This window comes from Kordia sp. SMS9 (assembly GCF_003352465.1).
Taxonomy (GTDB): Bacteria; Bacteroidota; Bacteroidia; order Flavobacteriales; family Flavobacteriaceae; genus Kordia.
Map to the genome: position 1 here is coordinate 1,638,266 of NZ_CP031153.1, position 11,756 is coordinate 1,650,021.

Consider the following 11,756-nt stretch of genomic DNA (forward strand, 5'->3'; position numbering starts at 1 on the left):
TTCTTTTCCGAACTTTACCTAAAAATTGCATTCATGAATTCCGCAGAAACAAAAGAATATTGGTCACAACGGTATAAAGAAGCTCGTACAGGTTGGGATATTGGTGCGCCTTCCACACCTTTACAAGCATATATTGATCAACTAACAGATAAGAATCTGAAAATTTTAATTCCAGGTGCAGGAAATGCGTACGAAGCTGAATATTTGTGGAAACAAGGATTTACAAACGTATTCATTTTAGATATTTCTGAACTTCCACTGCAAGAATTCCAACAGCGAAACCCTAATTTTCCTGCTGAACATTTACTGTGTGAAAACTTTTTTGAACACAAAGGAACCTACGATTTAATTGTAGAGCAAACGTTCTTTTGTTCGTTTCCACCATTGCCAGAAACCCGAAAAAAATATGCAAAACACATGTATGAATTGTTGCGTTCAAATGGAAAGTTAGTAGGTTTATGGTTCAATTTTCCTTTGACGGATGATTTGGAAAATCCACCCTTTGGTGGAAGCAAAGCTGCATATCTGAGCTATTTTGAACCGTATTTTGAGATAAGAACTTTCGAGAAAGCACACAATTCCATTCCGCCACGTGCAGGGAAAGAGTTGTTTGGAGTATTCGTAAAAAGTTAAACTTTGTTAAAGTAGGAAAGGATTGGGATTTAATTCGACAAATTCACCAACCAAATAAAAACGAACAATACTAACTTAAAGTTTCAAACAGTTTTGAAAAAAACGCTCCAAGCATTCGTACTACTTATATTGTTTTTTGGTTTCACAGCATGTGATTCCAACAAAAAATCATCAACAAAAGAAACGGAAACAGTTTCAAATACTAACACAAAAGAAATAGCCAAAACTACCGATAAAGCTACAGAAATTCTTCAAGCAACTATTCAAGCACATGGTGGTAAATTGTATGATCAGGCGAAGTTTCAATTTACGTTTAGAGGAACCAACTATCGTTTTAAAAATGATGGCGACAAGTATATGTACAGTTCGTATCGTTTTAAAGAAGGCACATCTACGAAAGATGAACTAGCCAATGGAACATTCTCACGCAAAGTGAATGACTCAACAGTAACACTTTCCGACAAGAAACAAGCAAGTGCAATTGGTGCGCTTAATTCCGTGATTTATTTTGCTACGTTGCCACACAAATTGAATGATAAAGCGGTTAATGTGAGCTTTGTAGAAGAAACTACCATCAAAGAGCAATTGTACGATGTGTTGAAAGTTACTTTTAACCAAGATGGCGGCGGTGAAGATTTTGAAGATGAGTATCACTATTGGATCAATCAAAAGACAAAAAAAATAGAGTATCTCGCGTACAATTACCAAGTAAATGATGGTGGTGTTCGTTTTAGAAGTGCGTACAATGTGCGTGTGGTAGACGGAATTACGTTTCAAGATTACATCAATTACAAAGCGGACGTTGGTACACCATTAAAGGATTTGCCAGCTTTATACGAAAAAGGAAATTTAAAAGAATTATCACGAATAGAAACCCAAAACATAATTAATCTAAACAATCTATAATGAAAAAAATCATGATGATGCTTGCGTTTTTTGCAGCAGTAAGCGTAACATACGCACAAAAATTCCCAAAAGCAGACAAAAGTCCAACGGATATTGCACATTATCCAACCAACGCAGCTAAAAGAGCTTTTGCCAAAACAGCCGAGCAAAAGAAAGCTTTGGAGCCAAAAATTAGAGTCATTTATGCGCGACCTTATAAAAAAGGAAGAGACGTTTTTGGCGGTTTGTTAAAGTTTGGAAAAGCATGGCGCGTGGGCGCAAACGAATCTACGGAGATTTTATTTATGACAGATGTTATGGTGGGCGATACTCAAGTAAAAGCAGGACGTTATTCAGTCGTAATCATCCCAACAAAAGATTCTTGGACGATGAAAATTAATTCTGAAAATGACGGATGGGGAAATTACTCGTACGACGCTTCTAAAGATGTGGCGAGCATTACCGTTCCGACACAAAAGAGTGATAAAGAAATAGAGCAATTATCCGTTGTTTTATACGAAAAAAGTGAAAATACAGTACATTTAAAAATAGGTTGGGACACCACGGTTGCAGAGTTTCCAATTACGTTGAAATAAAATACTAAAGAAGCAATTATTTAGTTCAAGTTTATACTTTAAGTAAACTTCAAAAAGCACTTGCGAGTAATCGTGAGTGTTTTTTTGTGATTTATTTTGAAGTTTTTAGGTACGTATTCAACGTTAAACCAATGACAATTAAAATAATTCCGAGCAGACTCCAAAGTGTATATGATTCTCCAAACCAACTCAGTCCGATGAGCATGGTGAAAATGACTTCAATATACTTTAAGGGAGCGGCTTTGTTGGTTTCGGCAAGTTGCAAGGCTTTCGTCATATATAATTGTCCCACATAGCCAAAAACACCCAAACTGAGCAATAATGCCCATTCCCAACCAACGGGCGTTTTCCAATACGGAATGCACAAAATTCCACCAGCTAGTAAAGCAACCAACATAAAATAATTCACCACAACAATTGGATGATCGTCCGCACCAATTTTACGAATAATGATAAATACCAAGCCGCTAAAAAAGGCAGAAGCGAGTACGAGTAATAATCCTGTCGTATCAATTTGTGTGTCAAATCCTTTTAAAACGACCACACCACTAAACGCAATAAGGAAAAAGAGCCATTGTACAGGTTTTATTTTTTCTTTGAGAATGAATAAGGCAAAAACCGCTGCAAAAATAGGAGAAATATACCGTAGCGAAACTGCCGAACCAATAGGTAGATATTTGATTGACATAAAAAACAATGCCATCGACGTGACTCCGACAACGCCGCGAAGTATGAGCAATGTGCGTTTATTCCCAAGCATGGAAATATTATACTTTAGCAACAGCGGAATGGTAAAAAACAAGGTTCCGATAGATCGGAAAAATACAATTTGATACGCATTAAAATCGCCCAAATACTTTACAATCGCATTCAAAAACGCAAAGCCAATCGCGCTGATGATCATGAATTGAATGGCTTTTTTGAGCATATAGTTTGTGATTTTTTACAAAGCACAAAAGTAGAGAAATAAAATAATTATGAATGGTATTTTACAATAGAAATGACATTATTGTCTGCGCTGATACGCTTCGTGACTCATGCGTTTGATGCGTTTTGCAAAAGGAGAATTTCCGCCAATTCGTTCTTGATGAATGTATAACAATAATTCATTCATTACGGTATCATATTCATTGTCTGGATTTCCCATGGCATAATTTAATCTGCCTTGTATAAAATGTTTTTGAACTGGTGCTATCGTAGGGTCTGATTGTAAAGAACGATTGGCAGCATTTAGCTTTTTGATTAAATAATTGCGTTGATGCGTCATATTTTGACCAATCTGTTGATCATTTGCACCGCGTAAATGAAGATTTGCAAATGTTAAGTGCTGATTCATTCCGTATTTTCTGTCTGCACGTGCATGTGTCAATTCATGCAGTAAATATCGTTGTCGTTCTTCTGGATCTCGAATAGTTCTATCCAATCTAACATTATAACCTGCGGCTCTAACTTGATGATTTTTTCTACTAGTATCACCTTTAGGATGAACAGCCCCAAAAGAAGCCGTCACAGGATCAGGATTATCCATAGTTTCCGTCATTACTTTATGGAGTAATTTATTTTTTTGAGGAACAGTACGCCGTGTCCTTTTCAAATTTTCCAACGGATTTCCCTTAAATTTTTTATATCCTAAATATCCCAAACCGCCGATGAGTCCTATTCCACCTGCAATTGCCAATCCTGCGCTACCAATTCCTGCACCAACAGCCAACGCGCCCAAACCCAAACCAGCCGTAATAGCACTTGCTTTTCCATCTTTGGTTGCAAAAGGATTCCAACTTACTGCTTGAACAACCTTATTTTGAGATGTTACATTTGTGTTTTTCTTAGCTGCGATTTCTTTTTGCTGCAACGCGCTGCTATCCATCATAGTAATTTGCTTTTGCTCTATAATAGAAGAAGCGCGATTATCTTCTAAAGAAAAACTACTTTTTTCACCCGAAAAAGCATGTACATATGCAGCAACTGGTTGCCGTTTTCTCTCTTTGGTTTTATGAAGAAGTTGTGTGTTCATCATTTATATGTCAATGGTGCTGATGATCATAAATTGAATATTGTTGATTTATGATAGATGAATAACCTACCCATGATGCTTTTTTAGCCACTTCGTACACTCAATCCATGTGGGTACATTCAGAGCTCTTAGTTGCTTATTTGTCATTTTGTAGCTATCTCTCAACTTTGCAACTATTTGTTGTTTTGTCATTTTTTTTGTAAAATTAACAGTATGGTTGTTATGAAATTTAATGTGATCAAATTCTATATGCCACTTGTCTCCTTTTCCAGCATCAAATACTCCTTTTTTATGTAGCTGCGCAATTGTTCCTGCGTGCCCATCCATTATTTTTACATTTCGCTTTTCTTTTTTTTGAGTAACCACAGCTCTTGCGCCCATCACATCTGCTTCTTTTTCCAAGCCAAGGTTATCGTTTATTTTCGCACCATTTACGGTTTTTGTAGGTTGTACACGTCCTTGTTTTTGCTGTACTACATGCCAAGCTTCATGCGCTAAATGCTTTTCTTGTCCAGAAGCCAAATGAATATTGGTTCCTTGTGCATACGCATGCGCGTTGAGTTGTGCAGGTTTGCTAGAATTGTAATGTACTTTGACATCATCTAAGGAATGACCAGAAAGGTTTTCCATACCCGATTTTAAATTGTCAGGCAATCCTGTGTTGTTTTTTTTCTGTTGAATGATAGATGCGGGACGATTGTCTTCCAACATCTTTCCTTTTCGTTGATGCGCAGCAGCCGTTTTTGTTGTTTTTGTGACTGATTTTTTATGTAGTTGTTTTTTCATGGTCTAGTCCGCTTTAGTGAGTTTTGATAATTTATTCTCCGTCCTCATTTGCATTGCAAAAGATCCTTCAGGAGGTTTTCCTGGATCTTTTGTCCAAGCGCCTGCACCACCATCTTTAATGGTATAATGATACTTTGTACCACCAATATTAAAAGTACCTGTAAAGCTGGTAAATGTTTTCGCTTGTTCCTTCCATCCATTGCAATGAAAATGTTGAATAAATTTAAGTCCAGTACCCAATTCAGCAGATTCATCAACAATACCAGCATTTTTAGAACGTCCAATTTTATTTTCTGCAAATCTTAAAACAGATGGCGTACTAAAAAGTTGTATAACATCTGAAGCTACGCGTTGAATAGGATTTGATGTTTGCATGAATGAAATAATTTTTCGTTGAGAAACCGCTTGTATGCGATTATCTTTCAATGAAATACCATCATGCTGACTTTTTACAGATTCAGCTGTATGCGCCACCGCTATTTTCTGTGAGTTTTTTGCCGAATTTTTCTGCTGTTGTGTTGTCATGGTATTTCTTTTTGCACACTATTATTAACGAATTGTACTATTGGTAGCAACGATTACAGGACTTTTTCCACCTTCATAATCCAAGGCAGAGCAATAATTGTAGCCGTTGATATATGTTTCAAGTCTTTCCAAATGTGGATCGTAATAGGGCAACTCGACTGTTTTTCCAGTAATTAAACGTCGTATATATTCATTGTAAAAAGGATATTCTGTAAATAGCTTGTCAACATGTTCAAGTTCAATGTGTGCCTCTTTATGGTAATGATGCATCATATTTTTATAGTTGATGATTCCTACAGCAACTTGTTCATAAAAGTATTGGAGTATTTTTTGAAAAGATGTTGTTTCGCTTGAACCAATTAAAAACACACGACGATTGGTTATGAGATAACCAATAATATTGAAATTTTTTTCAACAGTGCAACTATTAAGAGCTTCGGCAATAATGATATTTCGCTGGTCTTGCGGAATGTCTTTGCGCCATGAATGCATCACCAATAGTTGGGCATGCTTTTTAAATCGTATTATTTCTTCAATAGTCATCCTCAGAATGATGTTAAGGTTGCATAATGGTTTTGTTTTCTTTTTTGAGTTCTCTTCGTATTCCCGTAATTAATTCTTGCTTTTTCACAACAGTATCACCACGTTGAATGGCCGCCAACGCACAGTAACGCAGCACATTGATAATGGCACCACCAGCCAATTCATAATTTTCAGCAATGGAAAAGACATCAATGTCAGGCGACAGTGTACACGTTCCTGAGAATGCTTTTTGCCACAATGTAAAACGTTCTTCCACAGAAGGCATTTTAAAGTGAATGATCGATTGAAATCTTCTAGAAAATGCGTCATCCATGTTTGCTTTTAAATTGGACGCCAAAATGATGAATCCGGGAAAGTCTTCAATGCGTTGCAATAAATAGGCTGTTTGCTGATTGGCATGTCGATCGTTAGATGAATTCGCTTTGGTTCGTTTTCCAAACAACGCGTCGGCTTCGTCAAAGAATAGAATCCAATTTTGATGAGCAGCGGTATCAAAAATACGCGATAGGTTTTTTTCGGTTTCTCCAATGTATTTGGATACAATCATCGACAAATCTACGCGATATACATCCAAGCCTAAATTTTTACCTAATAAAGAAACGGTCAACGTTTTTCCCGTTCCTGGAGGTCCGTAAAATAAAGCTCTATAGCCAGGTTTCAAGCGTTTGAACAATCCCCAATCTTGTAACAAGGTATCTTTGTGAACCAACCAAGTTTTCAATTCTTCTACTTGATCCATAATGGCAGGATTTAGCACCACATCCTCCCACGCTAACTCGGTCGTTATTTTTTGTGCTGGAAACGTACTACTATGTGCTAACTTTGGTTTTTCTCCCGTAAGGAAATAATACAACCATCGGTGATTTAAGTTTAAAACACCATTAAAGTTAGGGATAAACGGTTCTGTCGTTTCTATATCTAATACCTGTTCTCTTTGAAAGATATGATCGTTTTCAAACAGTGAAAGCACTTGCAATCGCCATTCCGGATTTAATGCTGAGATGAGAAATAACAAGGTTTGTCCTGTAGGCAAAAAACCACTGTGATTTTTATCGATGACACCTCCAAATTCGGTAAATCCACGATTGTAAATACTATTTTGACCGAAAAACACATCTAATATTTCTGGTCGAATGTGCGGTGTTATCGCCAACGCCAAGGCAATGCGTTCTATATTGGTTAAATTCCATGCTTGTACCGTATTGGCAAAAGGGGAATCTACTTCTGACAGATCGGGCATGGGAAGTTCAGTCCAATGCATTTCGACACCTTCATGTTGCAAATAACAGCTGATGACTTGATTGATGACATTTTGCAACCAATCAATTTCAGCGTATAGCGAACCGATATTTTCATTAGTTTCCATAGGTGTTGAATAATTCATATACATCGTCTAAGTTGGCATTTGTCCAAGAAAAATACTGTAAAGCTGTATTTGGATTCAACTGATTTGCCTGCAACATGTCTAGTATACAAGCTTGCGCATTAGAATTTACAGATGCAGAAAACGAAAGGGTATCATGATGAAAATCATATTCATAAAAATTATTTACCCAAGCAGGAACTCGTTGTCTTTCAGCAATTAAATCACTGATAAAGACTTCAAATTTTTCTTGTTGAACGACTAGTTTTTTTGCTTTAAAAAAAAGTGGTTTTCGCTTGTCTTCACGATGGTAAAACTCTATTTCTCTTGCTTGGATGGTTTTGGCACTTGAATCGCCAAAAATGTCTACCAATCCATAGTTTTCTGATTCTGTAGCAATTTCCAATTCTCCTTTGTCGGAACTTGCAATTGCCAGTGTCCAATCTTGCGTAGTGGCACATTCGGTGACGATATAAAGCTCTCGAAACGAATAGATGACTTGCGTCATTTTAATGATCAATTCTTCTTGAATTTCGCTCCAATTAGCAATTTTAACAGACTCGGGAGCACTACTTTTAAAGAAGAAACTTCCAAATCCGTCAAAAGCTAATACTTGTTTGCTAAACTCAAAATCACCTTCAATCGCATTGTGTCCGCTGTCGCGACCAGAATACGGTTTGGTAATACCTTCGCTAAAATTCCAGCTTGCTGGGTTGAGTTTAATTCCATTCTCAAAAGTGACATCATCTACATGGACAACATTGTTTCTAAAGATATTACCTAAGACGATAATTTCTCCATTTTTAATTTGAAAGAAATCGCCAGGAAATACACTCTGACTTAGTTTTCGTGTGGGTATAAAGCCACCTGTTTTACTGTAAAAGCTTCGATAGAATTTTTTGAATACCTTGTCCATAATAGTTGTTTTTAAGAGATTAAATTACACCTAAGATACTCAAAATTAAGAGGCTAAAGCTGCGGCGTTGGCTGCGGCATATCCAGCTTGTAATGAGCTAAGATTTATTTGTGCTTTGCTCAATTCTCTCTTGGTATTGTTCAATTGCTTGATGGTGTCATTACTTGCCGCCAATGCTTGATTGTACATATTTTCACTGATTACATACGCTGTATACAATAATCCTCTAATACTGGTTGCAGGAGATAATGGAACATCGCTTTGTATGTTATCTACAGTGTCATCACCAATTACAAATTCATAGAGTTTTATGGCTTGTAACATTTCTAAAGCTACCGCAGCTTCCGATTCTTTGGTGGTTGCTTGTGCTGCAAAAACCGATTGCAAGGCTACTAATGTTAAGGCTACAGCATTGTTTGCATCTGAACTTGCAGTGGTAACCATCGTAACCAATTCGTCTGAAATTAAAGGATTTGTTGCTTTTGTTCGGATGACTAAATTTCCAAGTTTATTAATGATTTCGGCAGAGAAAATCAATTTGTCTATCAGATGGCTTATTTCTTTAGAAACCTTTTTTATTTTAGATTCTGCCAAAACGGTTTCATTAAAGGTAAGTTCTGAGTTGTTTTTTAGGGTGAGTAAATTTTCTACAACTTCATCTACCAAATCTTTATTGCTAAGTGCTTTGTTTTTGTTCGTTTCTGCAGTTGCTAAATCTGTTTTTAGTTTGTTTGATTTATCCGTTAATGAATTTACAATCGCTTCTAATTGTTCGACTAAGCTTTCCGCATTGAGAACTTTTTGTGATAATTCGTCGAGTTCCTGCTTTTTGCGTTCAGTAACGCCGTATTTTGATGACTGTAAAGTTAATAAGTTGCTCATGATAATTGGTTTTTATAGTTAATAAGACTTGTTGAGTTTTTTGGTTGATATTTGAAATCATTTGTGTTTTGAAAGTCAGATAATGCATTGGTAAACTGCATATTCTGCTCTACAGATGCCGCACTTGAAACCGCCAATATAGCTGGAATGTATATATTTTTGTTAATTAGTCTGTTTCCAAAATTATCGGTAGTTTCTGGTTCAATGGTCATTTCTTGTCTGCTACAGATATATCCATTAAGAATATATTTATAACCAGCAGCAATGATCTTTAGATCACCAACTAACTTCAACATAAGTTCATCTAACACCATTTCTTCGACTAATACGATGGTGTCCTTTATTAATTGTTCGAATTCCTTTTTTGCTTTTTCAAAAGAGTTTATAATTGCTTGTACATCCTTTAAAATGGCAATAATATCTTCTTTCAGCTTTTCTCGCCCTTTCTTAGTCAAAGAATCTTTTAGAAGTTGATCACAGTCTGTAATAAATTTATTAACATTTTGCTCTAAAGCTTCTATATTAACTTCTAAAGCTTCCGCATCATCCAAAATCTTTACAATTTGTGATGTGATTGCTTTTAAAAGAGAGTCTTTCGCTTCTGCTGTTGACGTGTAACTACCTGCAGGTACTTGTTCTGCAGTTAATAGATCAAAGTAAAAGCCTGGCTTTAAATGTTGTTTGCTATTTTCTAAATTGGTAATTGCCGCACTTCTTTGCGCTTTTAAAGCTGCCAGTGCTTTTTCTAATTTGGCAAGTTGTGCTTCAAGGTTTTCTTTCTGTAAAGTTAAACTGGCAATCGTAGCTGTTAATGCCACTTCTTCTTTTTCTAGCGTAGCTTTCTCTTTTGGATCCGTAGATTTTTTCTTGCTCTTTGCTTTTACACTTTTTAACTCATCATTTGCTTCTTTGAGTTGCGCATCTATTCCTGTAATTTCCGCTTGTTTTGATGTAATTTTTGTGCTAGTACTTGCAATTTGAGGATCGTAGTAGTCCGCAATTTTTTCCATGCCTTCTGCTTCAGACTCAATAGCATTCAATCCTTCAACAGTTAGCAAATCTTTGATTAAATCTTTATTGTGTGGAAGAAACATGCATCTGTATGACACTGTATAATCTTTATCTTCCCAAACCGTAAAACTTACTACTTGTTTTTTTGAAGCATCTGTAGGTACAACAACATCTTTGCTAGGAGCACTAATGCCATTAGGTGTCACAACAATATTCGCAGCTTTTGGTGCATTTAATTGATTTTGAAGTACGAATTTTGCAGAAGCAGCCGACAAATAATTGTCAAACGTATTGATCATTTTCTTATAATTCGTTCTCAATTCTGCATACACAAAAATCACATAATCACTTCCCAATTTCATAGGATCACCATCGGTATCGTTTAACTGAGATGTAAATATTTTTTGAGTAATATTTCCTAAGCTTGGGTTCTTTTTTTGTACCGTTAAAAACTCTTCTTGAGAAATTTGGACGAATTGTTTTTTATCATTTTTTGTCACCAATCCATCCGCTTCAGAAATAGAGAATGTATCTTTTTTACTAGTTTTTGCTAGCATGATATAGTAATTCTGTACAGGATTGTACACCTTAATGGTTTCATCATCTTCCGAAGGCTTTTGTAGTTGTTGTAGCGGTTGAATGACGTTTAAAAAAGGTGCTTTATAATGTGAAAATTGCACCGTGTAATGTGTTTCATCTCCAATTGGCTTATCAGCATCAGATTCGTCTGCTGTACTTACTCCCATAATAGAAATTACTCCTAAACCAAGATTTAATTCCTTACTGGTTAGCGTATACGCTGTTTCTGTAGCATGATATACTGCATTTACATCTTCTAAAGCGCCTTCTGCCTTTTTCTCTTCCGTATTGGAAGTTGCTAATTTTTCAGTTTCAGTAACCAATTCCGTCGTAATCGCATCTAACTCAGTAGCGGTAACGCTTAATAAGCTTTTTACAGAAGCATCGGCGGTTGTCGCTTCTTCAGCTAATGTATTTGCAGATATTTCAGACACTAACGCAGTAGCTTCCATACTGTGTTGCGAAGTACGTTCTGCCAAATACGCAGTTTGATCCATGTATTGTTTTGCTTTTTCTGCCTGGCGGTAAATTTCCGTACCATAATCAGCAGCGTTGACAATACTAAAAATACTTCCTGTATCACTCGCAAGCTTTAAAATAGCATTGGCAGCTATTTGTACATTGGCAGCAGCTACCGCGCCATTAGAGACTGATTTTGCCACATAACTTTTTACGTTATTTGCAGACGTTAATACATTGGTAGACATATCACTGTCAGTAACAGCTTGACTGTTTACCTTTTGTTGAAAATTGTATTTCAACGTAGTCACTTCTAATTTTTCGGCTGCAGTAACACGCGCTCCTTGTGCATAATACATGGAAAATGTAGCAGCATCTTTTTGTGACTTTAGTTTTTGTAATTCCAATTCTTGTGCGTTCAATGACGAAACGACACTCGAATGTAGATTTTCATTGTAAGAATTCATAAATTTTATTTTTTAGTTTGTTAATTAAATTTTAAACCATTTTTCAGGTTAAATTATCTTCTTCCGGTCTGAATATTTTCAGCCTTAGCTACTGTCT

The 11,756-nt window shown here is 36.2% G+C and carries 12 protein-coding genes; 3 read left to right on the forward strand and 9 right to left on the reverse strand.

Translation table 11 applies throughout. The annotated features are described in order from the left end of the window. Window positions 1–33 precede the first annotated feature (33 nt). The 3 genes from KORDIASMS9_RS07095 to KORDIASMS9_RS07105 all read left to right on the forward strand — a co-directional run bounded on the left by KORDIASMS9_RS07095 (window position 34) and on the right by KORDIASMS9_RS07105 (window position 2,114). Window positions 34–633: a methyltransferase domain-containing protein gene (locus KORDIASMS9_RS07095; protein WP_114902178.1), complete on the forward strand. Its 600-nt coding sequence runs from the start codon at window positions 34–36 to the stop codon at window positions 631–633. A gap of 93 nt (window positions 634–726) precedes the next feature. Further along, the gene (locus KORDIASMS9_RS07100; RefSeq protein WP_240321150.1) at window positions 727–1,539 is read left to right on the forward strand and encodes a DUF6503 family protein; all 813 of its coding nucleotides are present in this window, start codon (window positions 727–729) and stop codon (window positions 1,537–1,539) included. Then, window positions 1,539–2,114, forward strand: a complete 576-nt coding sequence (locus tag KORDIASMS9_RS07105; protein WP_114902179.1) for a DUF2911 domain-containing protein — start codon at window positions 1,539–1,541, stop codon at window positions 2,112–2,114. The genes KORDIASMS9_RS07100 and KORDIASMS9_RS07105 overlap by 1 nt, the downstream gene beginning before the upstream one ends. Window positions 2,115–2,205: 91 nt before the next feature. Here KORDIASMS9_RS07105 and KORDIASMS9_RS07110 read toward each other — a convergent pair whose 3' ends face one another. The 9 genes from KORDIASMS9_RS07110 to KORDIASMS9_RS07150 form a co-directional block, all read right to left on the reverse strand. Beyond that, on the reverse strand, window positions 2,206–3,042 hold the full coding sequence (locus KORDIASMS9_RS07110) for a DMT family transporter (RefSeq protein ID WP_114902180.1): 837 nt from the start codon (window positions 3,040–3,042) through the stop codon (window positions 2,206–2,208). Between the two features lie 78 nt (window positions 3,043–3,120). Then, complete coding sequence (locus tag KORDIASMS9_RS07115) at window positions 3,121–4,131, reverse strand: hypothetical protein (protein ID WP_162819803.1); 1,011 nt, start codon at window positions 4,129–4,131, stop codon at window positions 3,121–3,123. A gap of 63 nt (window positions 4,132–4,194) precedes the next feature. Then, window positions 4,195–4,914 (reverse strand): DUF4157 domain-containing protein, encoded by a 720-nt coding sequence (locus tag KORDIASMS9_RS07120; RefSeq protein ID WP_114902182.1) that lies wholly within the window; start codon window positions 4,912–4,914, stop codon window positions 4,195–4,197. Window positions 4,915–4,917: 3 nt separating this feature from the next. Next, window positions 4,918–5,439, reverse strand: coding sequence for a hypothetical protein (locus KORDIASMS9_RS07125; protein ID WP_114902183.1), 522 nt, complete (start codon window positions 5,437–5,439; stop codon window positions 4,918–4,920). A 24-nt stretch (window positions 5,440–5,463) separates the two neighbouring features. Next, the gene (locus KORDIASMS9_RS07130; protein ID WP_114902184.1) at window positions 5,464–5,982 is read right to left on the reverse strand and encodes a hypothetical protein; all 519 of its coding nucleotides are present in this window, start codon (window positions 5,980–5,982) and stop codon (window positions 5,464–5,466) included. Between the two features lie 13 nt (window positions 5,983–5,995). After that, complete coding sequence (locus KORDIASMS9_RS07135) at window positions 5,996–7,348, reverse strand: ATP-binding protein (RefSeq protein ID WP_114905173.1); 1,353 nt, start codon at window positions 7,346–7,348, stop codon at window positions 5,996–5,998. After that, entirely contained in the window at window positions 7,338–8,261 is a 924-nt protein-coding gene (locus tag KORDIASMS9_RS07140; protein ID WP_114902185.1) for a hypothetical protein, read from the reverse strand. Before KORDIASMS9_RS07140 ends, KORDIASMS9_RS07135 begins: the two co-directional genes overlap by 11 nt. Before the next feature lie 45 nt (window positions 8,262–8,306). Further along, entirely contained in the window at window positions 8,307–9,143 is an 837-nt protein-coding gene (locus KORDIASMS9_RS07145) for a hypothetical protein (protein WP_114902186.1), read from the reverse strand. Beyond that, window positions 9,140–11,659: a hypothetical protein gene (locus tag KORDIASMS9_RS07150; protein ID WP_114902187.1), complete on the reverse strand. Its 2,520-nt coding sequence runs from the start codon at window positions 11,657–11,659 to the stop codon at window positions 9,140–9,142. Before KORDIASMS9_RS07150 ends, KORDIASMS9_RS07145 begins: the two co-directional genes overlap by 4 nt. Window positions 11,660–11,756: the final 97 nt, after the last annotated feature.